Origin of the sequence: Streptomyces sp. NBC_00989 (genome assembly GCF_045162655.1) — a bacterium.
Lineage (GTDB): Bacteria > Actinomycetota > Actinomycetes > Streptomycetales > Streptomycetaceae > Streptomyces.
In genome coordinates this window covers 2,478,144-2,494,602 of sequence record NZ_CP108728.1, presented here as the reverse complement: position 1 = coordinate 2,494,602, position 16,459 = coordinate 2,478,144, and the positions used below count along the sequence as shown (strand labels likewise).

The 16,459-nt window shown below is 69.0% G+C and carries 11 protein-coding genes, 1 tRNA gene and 1 pseudogene; 10 read left to right on the top strand and 3 right to left on the bottom strand.

Features of this window, described 5'->3' with window-relative positions; translation table 11 throughout:
• Nucleotides 1-10 precede the first annotated feature (10 nt).
• Complete coding sequence (locus OG714_RS10795; protein WP_406120117.1) at nt 11-1,693, bottom strand: thiamine pyrophosphate-binding protein; 1,683 nt, start codon at nt 1,691-1,693, stop codon at nt 11-13.
• A 144-nt stretch (nt 1,694-1,837) separates the two neighbouring features.
• Between OG714_RS10795 and sucC the strand changes: the two genes are divergently transcribed.
• The 5 genes from sucC to OG714_RS10770 all read left to right on the top strand — a co-directional run bounded on the left by sucC (nt 1,838) and on the right by OG714_RS10770 (nt 6,523).
• On the top strand, nt 1,838-2,968 hold the full coding sequence (gene sucC / locus OG714_RS10790) for an ADP-forming succinate--CoA ligase subunit beta (protein WP_406120116.1): 1,131 nt from the start codon (nt 1,838-1,840) through the stop codon (nt 2,966-2,968).
• Nucleotides 2,969-2,979: 11 nt separating this feature from the next.
• On the top strand, nt 2,980-3,861 hold the full coding sequence (gene sucD / locus OG714_RS10785; RefSeq protein ID WP_406120115.1) for a succinate--CoA ligase subunit alpha: 882 nt from the start codon (nt 2,980-2,982) through the stop codon (nt 3,859-3,861).
• Between the two features lie 166 nt (nt 3,862-4,027).
• Complete coding sequence (locus OG714_RS10780; protein ID WP_406120114.1) at nt 4,028-5,614, top strand: aldehyde dehydrogenase family protein; 1,587 nt, start codon at nt 4,028-4,030, stop codon at nt 5,612-5,614.
• Nucleotides 5,615-5,784: 170 nt separating this feature from the next.
• Nucleotides 5,785-6,228 (top strand): MarR family winged helix-turn-helix transcriptional regulator, encoded by a 444-nt coding sequence (locus tag OG714_RS10775; protein ID WP_406120113.1) that lies wholly within the window; start codon nt 5,785-5,787, stop codon nt 6,226-6,228.
• Nucleotides 6,229-6,435: 207 nt separating this feature from the next.
• Nucleotides 6,436-6,523 (top strand) — tRNA-Leu (locus OG714_RS10770).
• 424 nt (nt 6,524-6,947) lie between these two features.
• On the opposite strand, the gene OG714_RS10765 is transcribed toward OG714_RS10770, so the two are convergent.
• Complete coding sequence (locus OG714_RS10765) at nt 6,948-8,654, bottom strand: carbohydrate binding domain-containing protein (protein ID WP_406120112.1); 1,707 nt, start codon at nt 8,652-8,654, stop codon at nt 6,948-6,950.
• A 1,006-nt stretch (nt 8,655-9,660) separates the two neighbouring features.
• On the opposite strand from OG714_RS10765, the gene OG714_RS10760 reads away from it, so the two are divergent.
• Complete coding sequence (locus tag OG714_RS10760) at nt 9,661-13,005, top strand: lectin (RefSeq protein WP_406120111.1); 3,345 nt, start codon at nt 9,661-9,663, stop codon at nt 13,003-13,005.
• Between the two features lie 67 nt (nt 13,006-13,072).
• Here OG714_RS10760 and OG714_RS10755 read toward each other — a convergent pair whose 3' ends face one another.
• Nucleotides 13,073-13,357 carry a Smr/MutS family protein gene (locus tag OG714_RS10755; protein WP_406120110.1) on the bottom strand — a complete coding sequence of 95 codons (285 nt, stop codon included), beginning with the start codon at nt 13,355-13,357 and terminating at the stop codon, nt 13,073-13,075.
• A 144-nt stretch (nt 13,358-13,501) separates the two neighbouring features.
• On the opposite strand from OG714_RS10755, the gene OG714_RS10750 reads away from it, so the two are divergent.
• The 4 genes and pseudogenes from OG714_RS10750 to OG714_RS10735 all read left to right on the top strand — a co-directional run bounded on the left by OG714_RS10750 (nt 13,502) and on the right by OG714_RS10735 (nt 16,358).
• The gene (locus OG714_RS10750; RefSeq protein ID WP_406120109.1) at nt 13,502-14,353 is read left to right on the top strand and encodes an SGNH/GDSL hydrolase family protein; all 852 of its coding nucleotides are present in this window, start codon (nt 13,502-13,504) and stop codon (nt 14,351-14,353) included.
• Nucleotides 14,332-14,631 (top strand): annotated as a pseudogene (locus OG714_RS10745) (penicillin acylase family protein); the annotation flags it as partial. The gene OG714_RS10750 and the pseudogene OG714_RS10745, both read left to right, overlap by 22 nt.
• 113 nt (nt 14,632-14,744) lie before the next feature.
• Nucleotides 14,745-15,242 carry a penicillin acylase family protein gene (locus OG714_RS10740; RefSeq protein WP_406120108.1) on the top strand — a complete coding sequence of 166 codons (498 nt, stop codon included), beginning with the start codon at nt 14,745-14,747 and terminating at the stop codon, nt 15,240-15,242.
• 228 nt (nt 15,243-15,470) lie between these two features.
• Nucleotides 15,471-16,358, top strand: a complete 888-nt coding sequence (locus OG714_RS10735) for a glycoside hydrolase family 19 protein (RefSeq protein ID WP_406120107.1) — start codon at nt 15,471-15,473, stop codon at nt 16,356-16,358.
• Nucleotides 16,359-16,459 lie beyond the last annotated feature (101 nt).

Sequence of the window (16,459 nt, the reverse complement as noted above, 5' to 3'; positions counted from 1 at the left end):
GCCGTTCACCTCACTTGTACATCGTCTGGTTCATGGTTCCGGGGGCGTACGCGTCCGGGTCGACCCAGACGTTGATCAGCGACGGCTTGCCCGACTCGCGGGCGCGCCGGAGCGCGGGGCCGATGTCGGCGGGGTCGCGGACCTCCTCGCCGTAACCGCCCAGCATCTGGGCGAACTTGTCGTAGTGGACGTCGCCGAGGGTGTTGCCGACCCGCTCGCGCTCCAGGCCGTACTTGGCGGCCTGGCCGTAACGGATCTGGTTCATCGAGGAGTTGTTGCCGACGATGCCGACGAAGGGCAGGTCGTAGCGGACGAGGGTCTCGAAGTCCCAGCCGGTGAGGGAGAACGCGCCGTCGCCGAACAGCGCGACGACCTCCTTGTCCGGTCGCGCCTGCTTGGCGGCCAGCACGAAGGGGACGCCGACGCCGAGGGTGCCCAACGGGCCCGGATCCATCCAGTGGCCGGGCGACTTGGGCTGCACGACCTGCCCGGAGAAGGTGACGATGTCGCCGCCGTCGCCGATGTAGATGGAGTCCTCGGTGAGGAAGTCGTTGATCTCGCTGACCAGACGGTACGGGTGGATCGGTGACGCGTCCGACCTCAGACTCGGCAACCGCTTCTCGATCGCGGCCTGTTCGGCCGCGCGCAGCTCGTCGAGCCACTCCTTGCGCCGGGACGCACCGCCGTTGAGGCGTCCTGAGGCGTCTTCCGCGACCGACTTCAGGACGAGCCCCGCGTCGCCGACGATGCCGAGGTCGATGTCGCGGTTCTTGCCGACGGTGCGGTAGTCGAGGTCGATCTGTACGACGGTCGCGTCGGGGGAGAGCCGCTTGCCGTAGCCCATGCGGAAGTCGAAGGGCGTGCCCACGATGACGATGACGTCGGCGTTGGAGAAGGCGTAACGGCGCGACAGCTGGAAGTGGTGCGGGTCGCCGGGCGGGAGGGTGCCGCGCCCCGCGCCGTTCATGTACGTGGGGATGTTGAGGGTGCGGACGAGGTCGATGGCCGCCTGGGTGCCGCGAGTTGTCCACACCTGGCTGCCCAACAGGATCGCCGGCTTCTCGGCGTGGACCAGCAGATCGGCGAGCTTCTCGATCGCCTCGGGGTCGCCGGGCGAGCGGGTCGACGCACGGTACGCCCCGGGCTTCGGCACTCGCGCCTTGCCCACCGGCACCTTCGCGTCGAGGACGTCGCGCGGGATCTCCAGGAAGGAGGGGCCGGGTGCGCCGTGGTAGCACTCGCGGAACGCCATCGACACCATGTCGGCGGCGCGCGCCGTGTCCGGCACCGTCGCCGCGAACTTGGTGATCGGCGTCATCATGTCGACGTGCGGCAGGTCCTGGAGGGACCCCATCTTGTGCTGGGTGAGGGCCCCTTGGCCGCCGATGAGCAGCATCGGTGACTCGGCGCGGAAGGCGTTGGCGACACCGGTGACGGCGTCGGTCGTACCGGGACCGGCGGTGACCACCGCGCACCCCGGCCTGCCGGTGATGCGTGCGTAACCGTCCGCCGCGTGGGCTGCCACCTGTTCGTGGCGTACGTCGACGACTTCTATGCCCTCGTCGACGCAGCCGTCGTAGATGTCGATGATGTGGCCGCCGCACAGGGTGTAGATGCGGTCGACCCCCTCGGCCTTCAGGGCTTTGGCGACGAGATGACCACCGGAAATCACGTCCTGGGTGTCGTCGGGCATGGCGAAGTCCTGTCCCTTCGTAGGGGGTTGGAACGCTCTCGCGGTACATTGCATACAGTCGACGAATACTGTATGAAACTTGTTATCCCGCATCCGGTGGGTGGTGTCCAGGGGGCGTGCGGCACTTTTAGGTGAGGAGCTCGGATGGATCTGTACGAGCACCAGGCAAGGGAACTCTTCGAGGAACACGGCATCTTGGTGCCCCGGGCCGAGGTCACGGCCTCGTCCAAGGAGGCACGGGAGATCGCCCGCAGGCTGGGCGGACGCGTCGTGGTGAAGGCGCAGGTCAAGACCGGTGGGCGAGGCAAGGCGGGCGGAGTGAAGTTCGCCGCCGACCCGGCCGCCGCCGAGCTGACGGCACGGCAGATCCTCGGCAAGGACATCAAGGGCCACCGGGTCGGCAAGGTGATGCTGGCCCAACCCGTCGACATCGAGAGCGAGTTCTACGTCTCCTACGTCCTGGACCGCGCGGCGGGCCGCTTCCTCGCGATCGCGTCCGCGGAGGGCGGTATGGAGATCGAGGAGATCGCCGCCAGTCGACCGGATGCGGTCGCCCGCATACACATCGATCCCGTCGAGGGCGTCACCTCGGCGAAGGCGGGCGAGATCGCCGAGACGGCCGGGCTGCCGCCGCAGACCGTCGACGTCCTCGTACGGCTGTGGGAGGTGCTGGTCCGCGAGGACGCCGTCCTCGTCGAGGTGAACCCCCTCGTGCGCACCCGGCAGGGGCAGATCCTCGCCCTCGACGGCAAGGTCACCCTCGACGACAACGCCCGCTTCCGGCAAGCGCGTTGGGGCGCCGAGGGTGCGGCGCACGACGATCCGCTGGAGGCGGCGGCCGCCGCGAAGGGGCTCAACTACGTCAAGCTCGACGGCGAGGTCGGCATCATCGGCAACGGTGCGGGCCTGGTCATGTCGACCCTCGACGTGGTCGCCGGCTGCGGCGCCCGCCCCGCCAACTTCCTCGACATCGGCGGCGGGGCATCGGCCCAGATCATGGCCGACGGGCTGTCCGTCATCCTCTCCGACCCGGCCGTGAAGTCGGTGTTCGTCAACGTCTTCGGCGGGATCACCGCGTGCGACGCGGTGGCCGACGGCATCGTACGGGCCCTGGACACCGTGCAGTTGACCAAGCCGCTGGTCGTCCGGCTCGACGGCAACAACGCGGCCCGCGGGCGAGCCGTCCTCGACGGGCACGCGCATCCGCTGGTCCAGCAGGCCACCACCATGGACGGCGCCGCCCGCCGCGCCGCCGACCTCGCCAACGCACGCTAAGGAGCCGGGACATGGCGATCTACCTCACCAAGGAGAGCAAGGTCCTCGTCCAGGGTATGACCGGCGGCGAGGGCATGAAGCACACCCGCCGGATGCTCGCGGCCGGCACGAACGTCGTCGGCGGCGTCAACCCGCGCAAGGCCGGCCGCACCGTCGACTTCGACGACCGGGCCGTGCCGGTCTTCGGGTCGGTCGCCGACGGTATGCGGTCGACGGGAGCCGATGTCAGCGTCGTGTTCGTGCCGCCCGCCTTCGCCAAGGCGGCGGTGATCGAGGCGGCCGACGCGGGCATCGGCCTCGCGGTCGTCATCACCGAGGGCATCCCCGTCCACGACTCGGTCGCCTTCACGGCGTACGCCACGTCGAAGGGCACCCGGATCATCGGCCCCAACTGCCCCGGCCTCATCACCCCCGGCCAGGCCAACGCGGGCATCATCCCCGCCGACATCACCAAGCCCGGCCGCATCGGGCTGGTGTCCAAGTCGGGCACGCTCACCTATCAACTCATGTACGAACTACGGGACATCGGCTTCTCCACCTGCGTCGGCATCGGCGGAGACCCCGTCGTCGGCACGAGCCACATCGACTGCCTCGCCGCCTTCGAGGACGACCCCGACACCGAACTCGTCGTCCTCATCGGGGAGATCGGCGGCGACGCGGAGGAACGCGCCGCCGCGTACATCCGCGACCACGTCACCAAGCCGGTCGTCGGCTACATCGCCGGCTTCACCGCACCCGAGGGCAAGACGATGGGCCACGCGGGCGCCATCGTGTCGGGCTCCTCCGGCACGGCGTCGGCGAAGAAGGCGGCGCTGGAGGCCGTAGGAGTGAAGGTCGGAAGCACGCCGACGGAGACCGCGCGGCTGGTGTTGGACCGGTTGAATCTCCCGTAGGCGGCACTGGACCTCCCGTAAGGGACACGTGACGTCACTCATAGTTGATGTGCCGTGACTGTTGTGCTCCTTCGAGCGTAACTAGCTTCATCTGTACGACGGTTCGTGCGTAGGACCGTTCCTGCCTCACCCCGCCCCGACTGTGCACCGAGAGCGGAGCAGAAGCATGGCATCAACCCTCACGCCCGGTTCCACCTCCACCCCCACCCCCAGTCATATCCCCCCGACCCTCAAGGCGGGCACGTCCTGGAGTGACGCCTGGCGGCGTTGCCTCACTGTCGCGCCCGAGGCGTTCCAGGACGACCGTGTCCTCAACCTCTGGAACGCGGCCTGGCAACGGGACGGCCGGGCGCTGCCCGCCACCAGTCCCGTCGACGGCAGCCCCATCGTCGGCCCGCCCCGCTTGGACCGGTCCACCGCCCACCAGGCCGTACGTGCCTCCCTCGACCAGCACCGTGCCTGGCGCCACGTCCCGCTCGACGAGCGGCGTGCCCGTGTCGCCGCCACGCTGGACGCCCTGACCGAGCACCGCGAACTCCTCGCGCTGCTGCTGGTCTGGGAGATCGGCAAGCCCTGGCGGCTCGCGCAGGCGGACGTGGACCGGTCCATCGACGGCGTGCGCTGGTACGTCGACGGCATCGAGCCGATGCTCGCCGGCCGCATCCCGCTGGACGGCCCCGTGTCCAACATCGCGAGCTGGAACTACCCGATGAGCGTCCTCGTCCACGCCATGCTCGTGCAGGCACTGGCGGGCAACGCGGTCATCGCCAAGACCCCGACCGACGGCGGCGTCGCCTGCCTCACTGTCGCCGCCGCGCTCGCCGCGCGCGAGGGGATCCCCGTCACCCTCGTCAGCGGCAGCGGAGGCGAACTGTCGGAGGCGCTGGTCCGCGCGCCCGAGATCGGCTGTGTCTCCTTCGTCGGCGGCCGCGACACCGGAGCCGCGGTGGCCACGGCCGTAGCCGACCTGGGCAAGCGGCACATCCTCGAACAGGAAGGACTCAACACCTGGGGCATCTGGAACCACACGGACTGGGACACGCTCACCGCCGTCATCCCCAAGCTCTTCGACTACGGCAAGCAGCGCTGCACGGCGTATCCGCGCTTCGTCGTCCAGCGCGAGCTGTTCGACGAATTCCTCACGGCCTACCTCCCGGCGGTCCGAACTCTCCGCGTCGGCCACCCTCTTGCGGTCCGGCACGCCCAAGACCCCTATCCGGAACTGGACTTCGGGCCCGTGATCAACGCGGCCAAGGCCAAGGAACTCCACGACCAGGTGGCCGAGGCGATCGACCGCGGCGCCGTACCGCTGCACCGCGGCAGGCTGTCCAAGGCCAACTTCCTTCCCGGGCAGGACACTTCGGCGTACGTCCGCCCCGTCACGCTCCTCAATCCGCCGCCGTCGTCCCCGCTGCACCACGCGGAACCGTTCGGCCCGGTCGACACCATCGTCCTGGTCGACACGGAGGCGGAGCTGCTGGCCGCGATGAACGCGTCCAACGGTGCGCTGGTCGCCACCCTGTCCACCGACGACCGGGCGACCTACGACCGACTGGCCCCGCAGATCCGCGCGTTCAAGGTCGGCCACGGCACGCCACGCTCCCGCGGCGACCGCGACGAACTGTTCGGCGGTTTCGGCGCGTCCTGGCGCGGCGCGTTCGTCGGCGGCGAACTCCTCATCCGCGCGGTGACACACGGGCCGGTGGGCGAGCGGCTGCCCGGGAACTTCCCGGAGTACCAGCTCATGCCGTGACCTACGGCCGGGCGGCGCTCGCGTCCACCGAGTGCCGTCCGGCGATCACCTCCCCGGCCGGCGTGATCTCACCGGGGTCGCGTCCCAGCCGGCGGCAGCGTCCCTCGAAGGTCTCGAAGGTCTCGAAGGTGAGGACGTCCCGGGTCCGCGCGTCCCCATACAGTCGACGAATGGCGAACGACCAGCAATCCGCGCCCCTGGAGTCCCGGCTCGGTTACCTCCTCAAGCACGCCCAGGCCAGACTGGCCAGGACATCGGCGGAGGCGCTGGCGTCACACGGAGTGGACGGTCACGAGCTGGCCGTGATGGTGGTGCTCTCGGCGGGGGAGCCGTTGTCGCAGGTCGAGGCCGCCGGGCGGCTCGGGATCGACCGCACCACGATGGTGTCGCTGATCGACGGCCTGGAGGACCACGGTCTGGTCGAACGGCGCCGCAGCCCGCAGGACCGCCGTAAGAACATCGTCGAACTGACCCCGGAGGGTCGGGACTGCCTGCGCCAGGCCGAGCAGGCCCACCGCGCGGCGGAGCGCCGTTTCCTCGCTCCACTGGACGAGGAGACGGCGGCGTCACTCGTACGGGCACTGCAGACACTCGTGCTCACGGAGCGGGCGTGAGCGGGCGCGAGGGGGCGGCGGAGTGGCCGAATCCGGCCTGCCGCCCGTAGCCGGTCGTTCACCCGCGGTGGCGGTTCTCCGCAGGTCGCGGGCCTGCGGAGACCAGCTCTCCCAGGGGTGGATATGCAGGTGAAAGGCGCTCCGAAAGCTTGGTATTGTTGTCCATGTCGCCGCGGGGAACACCCCCGGCCAGGCGGCAGACACCTAGTCCGGGTGGCGGAATGGCAGACGCGCTAGCTTGAGGTGCTAGTGCCCTTTAACGGGCGTGGGGGTTCAAGTCCCCCCTCGGACACCAGTAACCAGGAGAGACCCCAGTTGATCTGGGGTCTTTCTGTTTCTCGGGCTGTGGCGCGACCGACCATGTGGCCAACGGCCGAGCGAATCCCCCGGTCGGACGATGGTCAGAGGCGGCGGCCGGCGTGCGCCCCCATGGACGACGACCGGCGGAAGGCGATGACGGCTCAGCCTTCTCGCCCCGAGGTCAGCGGAGCGCAGCCCTTCCTGGGCGGCCGCGTCTTCCACCCGGGCGACGCCCTCACCGTACGAGGCCCCGACCGTGAGCTTTCCTACGACCACCGGGAGCTGCGCGTATGCAACCGGGACGGCAGTCCTGACGGGCGCCGGAAGCAGCGACCTGCGCCGCGGCCGGAATCCAACAGCCCAGCCGCGGCGCCTCGGTGACGTTCTGTCAACTCGGGCCGGTGCCCGTGTCGGTGACCTCAGCTGAGGGTGAAGTCGTCGGCGTTGACGTTGGACTGGCCGTACCAGCCGTGGACGTAGACGGTTACCGCTCCGCTGCTGCCGGTGGTGAAGGTCGCCTTGAGCTGGTTCCAACTCGTGCTGTTCGACCAGGAGGTGGCGGAGGCGCCGCCGGTGACGCCGATGTAGGCGTACGGGCCCTGGACCCAAGCGGTCAGCGTGTAGGCGGTGTTGGGGGACAGGGTGACGTTCTGGTCGCATTCGCCGGTGCTGCTTGCGCTCGGGGTGACCTGGAGGCTGTGGCTGCCCGTGTGGACCGGGGTGGAGACCACCGCGCTGCCGCCCGTGCAGGTCCACGGGCTCAGACTGCCGGTTTCGAAGCCGGAGTTGGTCAGTGAACCCCCGCCCCCTCCTCCGCCTCCGGTGATCGTGACCGTGAGTGTGTAGGTCGCGCTGTGGCCGCCGGTCGCGGCGGTGCCGGTGACGGTGATTGGGTACGTACCCGCGGCCACGGACGACCCGACCGTCGCCGTCAGTGTCGAACTGGCGCCGGACGTAACGGAATTGGGGCTGAACGAGACACTGACGCCGGATGGCACGCCGGACGCGGCGAGGCTGACGGACTCGGCACTCCCGGAAGTGACAGCGGTGGAGACGGCCGTAGTTGCCGAACTGCCTTGGGTGACCGAGGCGGAGCCCGGTGACAGGGACAGAGAGAAGTCGCTGGTGGTGCCTCCGCCGCCGCCCGAGCTGCCCTCGTAGGGCACGAACGCGTCGGTGAACGCGAGGCTGATCTGGCTGATCTGGCTGCACGTGGGAAGGGAGTTGGCGCTTCCGCCGCATGCCTGGTCCCGGGTGATCGCCCAGAATGCCAGGCGCCCGACACCGTTCTGCGCGGCGAAGCTCTCCACCGTCTGGGCATCGGCCAGGGTGAAGGTGGAACCGTCGTCGTTCTTGCCGATCATCGGCGTGATGCCGAGGTTGGCGTAGGTGTAACCGGAGTCGACGGACTGCATCTGCGCCAGCGTGGCCCTGGCCGCGGAGAGCGCGCCCTGACCCATCTCCGTGCCGGTGCCGGCGTAGTAGTCCATGGCCATGATGTTGACCACGTCGATCTTGATGCCCGCGTTCTTGGCGGCCTTGAGGATGTTGACGCCGTCGCCGGTCAGCCCGCTGGTCAGTACCGGCAGGGTCATGGAGAACTGGAGGTTCGGGTTGGACGCCTTGAGGTCCTTCATCGCCTGCATCTGGCGGGCGGCTGCCGCGGTGTCCGCGATGGCGGCGCCCTCGATGTCGAAGTCGAGTTGGGTGACGCCGTAGTCGTTGATGATGGCCTGGTATCCGGCGTCGATGCTGCTCTGGGTGGAGCACGTCCAGGCGAGCGGTTCGCCGCTGGCCCCTCCGGAGGAGACGATGACGGAGGCGCCTTCGGCCTTGGCCCTGGCGATCTCGGGGTCGGTGTAGGAGTCGTTGCCGATGGGGAGCGTGTCGCCCCAGATCTGGTTGCAGCCGACGCCGAGCACGAAGGCCGCGGTGTAGGCCTTGAGCTTGTGTCCGGTGATGGCGGTGTCGAGCAGTCCTTCCTGACTGTTCGACATGTCCACGTAGGGGGCCACGGAGTAGACGCTGCTTGCCGCTGCGCTGCTTGCGGGGGCCAGGGCGATGGTGACGCCGGTCGCCGAGAGCGCGAGGGCGGCCACGGAAGCCGCAAATCTTGCCAGGCGCATGACAGTTCCCTTTTCGGGGGTGCCGGGTTGCCCGTCGGGGGCGGGGTGGTGGAGGGGTGGGGCGGAGGGGGTGGAGCGGAGGGAGGGGCGGGGTGCGCAGGATATTGGTACATACCAAACAGCTCGCGAGAGTCTTCGTCAAGAGGACTAGACCAACTTGGTTCGGTCGGGGCGGGGCGCGTCAACTCCGGGTGAGGGGGAGGGGGTTGTGGCTGCGCGTCGCCTGTCGGCTGTTGCGCGGGGGTGTGTGGGTGTTGAGGGTGCGTCTGCTTGCCGGACCGCCGGGGTGCCCGACCGGGCGACCGGTGCCGCAGCCTTGCCGGTCCGCGTCGGTCCGCGTCGGTCCGCGTCGGTCGGGATGCAAGGTGGTGGAGGGATATGGCGGCACGTGCCTGCCTGTCCGGCTGTCGCCTGTTGGGTGAGCCAGACCTGTCAGACCTGCCGCACCTGTCAGACCTGCCGGATCTTCCGTGTCTGCCGGACCTGCCGCGTTGCGAGGCCGCCCGCCGATCCCGCCAGCAACGCTCGAATTCCGGGCCGCCGATGTCGTACGTGCCCGCGCGTCCACGGCGCTCGAACCCCGGGCCCCGGGGCCATTTGCGCCTGCGCGCCTCCAGCGCTCAACCCCCGGACTGCCGACGCCAACCGCGCCAACCGCGCCCATCCACCCCCAGTGCTCAGTCCCCAGCCCATCAACGCCCTGCCCACACGCACCACCCACCCCCACGCGCCCACCCCCACCCGCCCCGCCATCAACCCCACCCGCCCCGCCACCAACCCCACCCGTCCCTCAACTCCACCCCAAACTCCTGCCAACCTCGTTGACACACCATCAGCACACGCGTTTCACTCGACACTCGTGCATGGCAACGTTGTCAGGCCGTGGGAGCGACCAGGAACTGTTGCCTGTCGCCGGCGTTCCGGTGTTCACCGGCGCGCCGCCACCTGATCTGCGAAGCACGAACCGCTGCGGAGGCGACCGATGGTGAGACCCCGACGTTCAGCCGTGCCACGTGACCGCAACAGATTCCGTCAACGCCTCGCCGTGGTCTGCGTGTTGGGCCTGACCGCCCTTCCGCTCACGGCGATCGGCAGCGCCCAGGCCGCGAACTCCGCGACGCCGGCCCTCGTGACGGACCCCGCGTCCCTCGTCAACCCCCTCATCGGCACTTCCGGTGCGGTGGACACCTTCCCCGGCCCCGACATGCCGGCCGGGATGGTGCAGTGGGGTCCCGACACGACACCGAACCGTCCTGACGGCGGTGGCTACGAGTACGACGACAACAAACTCTCCGGCTTCAGCCTCACCCACATCTCGGGACCCGGCTGCCCCGTCGCGGGCGACCTGCCGATCCTGCCGGTGACAGGCTCGCTGTCGGGTGACCTCGGCAGTACGTCCGTCGGCTTCAGCCACGCCGACGAGCAGGCCGGTATCGGGCGCTACAAGGTCACCGACGCGAACGGTGTCAAGACCGAGCTGAGCGACACCACCCGCGCAGGTCTTGGCACGTTCACCTTCCCGACGGGTCAACAGGCCAACCTGCTCTTCAAGTTGAGCGGTGGCGCCACGCAGGTGGACGGGACGCGCGTCCAGGTGGTCAACAGCAAGGAGATCAGCGGCGCGATCGACAGCGGTCACTTCTGCGGCGCGAGCAACAGGTACACGCTGCACTTCGACATCAAGTTCGACCAGCCGTTCACCGCGAGCGGCACCTGGGTCGGCAGCACCATCAACCCCGATGCGAGGTCGCTGAAGGCGGGCAAGGTCCAACTCGCCCCGCAGACAGCCGAGTCGACGCCGCTGAAGGAGAAGCACTTCACCGTCCCGGCGAAGCCGGCCCCGACGATCCACGCGAGCGGTGCCAAAGCCAAAACCAGCGCCAAAGCCAAGGCCGCCGAGCCGCCCACGACCGGCGCGAACGGCATGTACCTCACCTTCGACACCTCCGCGAACCCCACGGTGAGCGCGAAGGTCGGCATCTCCTACACGAGCGACGCGGGCGCCGCGAACAACCTCGCCACCGAGATCAAGAACTGGAACCTCAACGCGGTCGAGAAGGCCAATCACGATGCCTGGAACACCGTACTGAACAAGATCCAGGTGGGCGGCGGATCGGCCGACCAGCAGACGCAGTTCTACACCGCGCTCTACCACGCGCTGCTGCACCCGAACGTCTTCTCCGACGACAACGGCCAGTACATGGGCATGGACAACCAGGTCCACCAGCTGGCCAAGGGGCAACAGGCCCAGTACGCCAACTACTCGGGCTGGGACACCTACCGCTCCCAGACCCAGCTGATGGCGATGGTCGAACCGAAGGTCGCCGCCGACGTCGTCACCTCGATGCTCAACGGCTATGACCAGACAGGTCTGTTGCCCAAGTGGGCCTCGAACAACGGCGAGAGCTATGTGATGGTCGGTGACCCGGCCGCCGGCATCATCGCCGACGCGTACGCCTTCGGCGCGACCGGCTTCGACACGGCCAAGGCCCTCGCGGCCCTCCAGCACGAGGCCACCGTCCCCAACAACGACCGCCCCGGCGAGTCCGTACGGGACGCCAAGGGCTACCTCCCGCTCGACGAGAACGACTACAACTGCTGCAACTTCTACGGCCCGGTCTCCACCCAACTCGAGTACGACTCCGCCGACTACGCCATCGCCGCCTTCGCGAAATCGCTGGGCAAGACGTCCGTCTACGAGAAGTTCGCCACCCGCGCCCAGGACTGGATGAACGTCTTCAACCCGCAGACCGGTTACATGCAGGGCAAGAACAAGGACGGCCAGTTCGCGGGCGGCTTCACGCCCGGCACCTCCAACGGCTTCGTCGAGGGCACCTCCGCCCAGTACACGCCGATGGTCCCGTTCAACCTGCGACAGCTCATCCAGGCCCGCGGCGGCGCCACGGCGTACTCGTCGTACCTGGACAGCCTGCTCGACGACATCACCGCCCCCGGCAACACCGACGCCGACCTGAGCAACGAGCCCAGCGTCGAGATCCCTTGGGAGTACGACTACACGGGCCAGCCCTGGAAGACGCAGGCGGCCGTCCGCGAGGCGCAGCAGAAGCTGTACTTCAACGCACCGGTCGGCTCGTTCGGCAACGACGACCTCGGCGCGATGAGTTCGTGGTACGTCTGGTCCGAGCTCGGCATGTACCCGGAGACCCCGGGCACGGACACCCTGGCGCTCGGCAGCCCGGCGTTCCCGGCGGCCAAGGTGACCTTCGGCAGCGGAAAGTCGGTGCGGATCAACGCGCCGCAGGCCGCGCCCGACGCGCCGTACGTGCAGTCGCTCGGCGTCAACGGCAAGGCGTGGAACACCTCTTGGCTGACCTACCAGAAGTTCCAGGGCGCGGGCACGCTCGACTTCACGCTCGGTACGCAGCCCAACACGGCCTGGGCGTCCGGTCCTTCGGCGGCGCCGCCGTCGGACACCACGGGCGGCGGCCGGGTGCTGGCCGCGACCGGTCCCTCCAACGGCCTTGTGCTCCAGCCGGGTTCGGCCGGCGACGGCACGCTCGACCTGACCAACCTCGGCAGCGCGGCCGTCACGGTCGACTGGAAGGCGACGGCTCCCTCCGGCGTCACGCTCGACACGGCGACCGGATCGCTGGCGGTGCCCGCGGCGGGCAGTGCCGAGGCGAAGGTCAAGGTGACGGCAGGCGCGGACGAAGGCCTGTTCCCGGTCACGTTCGCGCTGACCGACCACACCTCCGGTGCGGCGCTGGCCGGGGCGACCCTCCGGGTGGCCGTGGCCAAGGCCGGTGCGCTGTGGCCGTACAACACGAACGAGGGCATCTATCCCGACGGCGCCGCCTTCTCGGGCGGCTTCGACGGCGGCGGTTGGGCCTTCTCGCAGAACGCGCTGGCCGCGGCGGGCGTCACGAGCGGCTCGCCGCTCACGGTCGACGGCATCAACTACACCTGGCCGACGGTGACTTCGGGTCAACTGGACAACCTGGAGATGGCCGGCCAGACCATCTTGATGCCGGCCGGTACGTCGGGTGCGTCGCTGGGGCTGCTCGGCACGGCGACCAACGCGCCGACCGACGGCAGCGGTGTCTCGGGCGCGGTGACCGTCACCTACACCGACGGCACCACCTCCCAGGGGACGGTCGCCTTCCCGGACTGGACCCTCAACGGCGGTTCCAGCAAGCCGATTCCGGGTGACACGACCGCCGCCACGACGGCCTACCGGAACACCGGGAGTGGGGGCCGGGACAGCGTGAAGACCTATGTCTTCGCCGCGAAGGTCCCGTTGGACCCGTCCAAGCAGGTCGCGTCGATCACCCTGCCGGTGACGGGCTCGACGGGGACCGACCACCTGTTCTCGTACGGCTTCGGCCAGTAGCCAGTAGCCAGGAGGTAGGAGGTAGGAGGTAGGAGGTAGTAGCCAACAGCCAATGACCGACGGCTAGTCAGCGAAGGTGGACCAGGATCCGGCCCGCGTTGGTCGGATCCTGTTCCACGCGGGCGTAGAGCTTCTTGATGTGTTTCTGCGCCAGCACGGCCAGCACGCGCTTCTTCAGCTGGCCGGTTCCCTTGCCCGGGATGATCTGGATGGTGTCGACCCCGGTGGCGGCGGCCTTGAAGAGGGTCTGGCGCAGGGCTGTGTCGATGTCGCGATCGCTGCGGAAGTAGGGGTGCAGATCCAGGGTGATCAGGGCCATCGCCTCCGAGGTGTTCTCCAACTTTGGTTGCACGCGGCAGTCGTTCCGTAGCGCGAGGACGGCGCCCCGCCCCGACCCTAGGCTCGATCACACCGAGAAAGCGACAGCTCTCTCGCGGCACCGGCCGGCGCCTGTCCGGTTCCCCGAGAACGAAGAGGCATTGTGTCCCCTTTCGGATTGATCCTGGCAACCTCGGCCGTCGTCCTCACCCTGAGCGCGCCGACCGCGGCGGCCACCCCCGCCGGCGGGCCCGCCTATGTGGCGCTCGGCGACTCCTACGCCTCCGGGGCCGGCCTGGCCGGTGTGAAGGACAAGGAGTGCGACCGTACGACCGGCAGCTACCCCAGCCTGATCTCCAAGTTCGCCTCGACGGTGGGGCGTAGGCACACGTTCGACGACGTCACGTGCAGCGGCGCCATCACGAACGACTACTGGAACCCCAAGGGCGGCAAGGCTCCCCAGGCCGACGCGCTCACTCCCCGCACGAGACTCGTCACCCTGACCGCGGGCGGCAACGACGTCGGCTTCAGCAGTGTGCTCGCCACCTGCGCCCGCGTCGCCGCGACGGACCGGGACGGCACGCCCAGCGAGCAGTACTTCACGGCGGACGGCAAGGACGTACTGGCCGATCGCGTCGCCACCATGGAGGGGCGTGTACACGACGTGCTCGCCGACATCAGGCGACGTAGTCCGCATGCCGAGGTGATCGTCGTCGGGTACCCCGCGCTCTTCCCCGACAACGGCGTCGGGTGCGCCGAAGTCCCCTTCGCCAAGGGTGACTTCGCCTATCTGCGGGACGCCACGAAGCGGGCCAACGCGGCGCTGCGACGCCAGGCGGCGGCCGAGGGTGTGCACGCGTCCTACGCCGACACCTACACGGCGACGGTGGGTCACGACATGTGCCGGCCGCGTGAGGAACGCTGGGTCGAGTCGCTGACCCCCGCCGCGAACACCGCGGCCGCGCACCCCAATGAGTCCGGCCAGTTCGCCATGGCCATCGCCACGTTGTGGCGGATCTACCAGCCGTAGACGGAGCCGGACTGCCGACAGCCGACAGGACCTCAAATGGATACGGGTACGCGTTCGCGCAGGACAAAGTGTGCGAACTCGCCGACCACGTCGTGACGTTGAGAGGAGAGCGGTCCCGGTTCTTCGGGTCCGGCGGCGAGCCCGGCGAAGGTGAGGTGGGCGGCTCCAACCTTGCGAGCGACACGTACTACACCGGACAGCTGCGCGCGGGCACCGTCCGTCAACTGCTCGCGCGGAAAGCGCCGTTGGGGCCGACGGCGGAGCTGCGCCGCATGGTCGAGGGATACGCCGCCGGGTACAACCGCTACCTCCGCGACACCGGCGTCGACCACCTCCCGGACCCGACCTGCAAGGGCAAGCCCTGGGTGCGGCCGATCACCGCGCTCGACCTGTGGAGCGTCGTCTACGACGTCAACAGGGTGACCGCGACAGTGCCGTTGGTACCGGACATCGGCGACGCGAAGCCTCCGACGGCTTCCACCAACTCCGGAACCGCGTCCAGCGCGCCCTGGCCGACGCCGTCCAGGATTTCGCGGCCCGTGACCTACCGGTCGACGTCGAACTCGGCGCCGTACAGAAGTGGGCGGGCATCCCGCTGCCCGGCTGCGACGCGGGCTGTTTCGACGTCGTGGAGGCGAGCCCGGAGTCGGGTACCGGCACCCCGACCGCCGGGGCCTTCGGCACCAACTTCCTGCTGACCGTCGAACTGCCCCCGGACGGCCCGCGCGCCCACACCCTCCTCACCTACGGTCAGTCCGCGAACCCGGCCTCGCCCCACTTCTCGGACCAGCCCCGTCGCTTCTCGCGCAAGCAGTGGGTCATGGAACGGTCCACTCCGGCGGAGATTGCCGGCGACCCGGCTCTGGAGGTGACGACTTTGCGCAGGTGAGGCAGGACGACGTGGCTCGGGCCGGTCGCAACTCGGCGGCCCGGGTGCGGGGTTGACTGGTCTATACCCTTGACTGGTACATACCAATGCGGTTCAGTGAGTGGCGTCATCCCCCCACCACGGCCGCCCCCCACGCCATGACCGGTCCAACCGGCCCGCGCGCACAAGGGCTCAGCTTCGCCCTGCCCTCGGCGGGGACGGCCGTGCTCCGCAGAGGAGTTGAACCCTGTGTCGAGACGCCGCATCGCCGCAGTACTGACCGCACTCGTCCTCGGTAGCCTTACGCCCGTGGTCCTCCCCGCCGCCGGCGCGTCCGCCGCGTCCTGTTCCAGCTATCCCAACTGGGTGGCCGGCAAGTCGTACGTCACCGGCAACATCGTCCGCTACACCGACGGCAAGGCGTACATCGCCGAGCACGACAACCCGGGCTACGACCCGGTGATCAGCACCTGGTTCTGGGAGCCGTACGCCTGCGACGGCTCCGGCACGCCCGTGGGCAACTTCGTGGTGAGCGAGGCCCAGTTCAACCAGATGTTCCCGAGCCGGAACTCCTTCTACTCGTACAGCGGTCTGACCGCCGCCCTCAGCGCCTACCCGGGTTTCGCGAACACGGGCAGCGACACCACGAAGAAGCAGGAGGCCGCCGCCTTCCTCGCCAACGTCAATCATGAGACGGGCGGGTTGGTGTACATCGTCGAGCAGAACACCGCCAACTACCCGACGTACTGCGACTGGAGCCAGTCGTACGGCTGCCCGGCCGGCCAGGCCGCCTACTACGGGCGTGGTCCGATACAGCTCAGCTGGAACTTCAACTACAAGGCGGCGGGGGACGCGTTGGGCATCGATCTGCTCAACAACCCCTGGCTGGTGCAGAACGACTCGGCCGTGGCGTGGAAGACCGCGCTCTGGTACTGGAACACCCAGACCGGCCCCGGCAGCATGACCCCGCACAACGCGATGGTCAACGGCGCCGGCTTCGGCCAGACCATCCGCAGCATCAACGGCTCGATCGAGTGCGACGGCAAGAACCCCGCCCAGGTGCAGAGCCGCGTGGACGCCTACCAGCGGTTCACGTCGATCCTCGGGACCACCCCGGGCGGCAACCTCTACTGCTGACAGTGCGGCACGGGCACCGGCTGGACCGCTCCAACGGCCGGTGCCCGTCCCACCCAAGCGTTCCAGGGACGGTACGTCCCCACAGGTCAGACCCTGTGTGA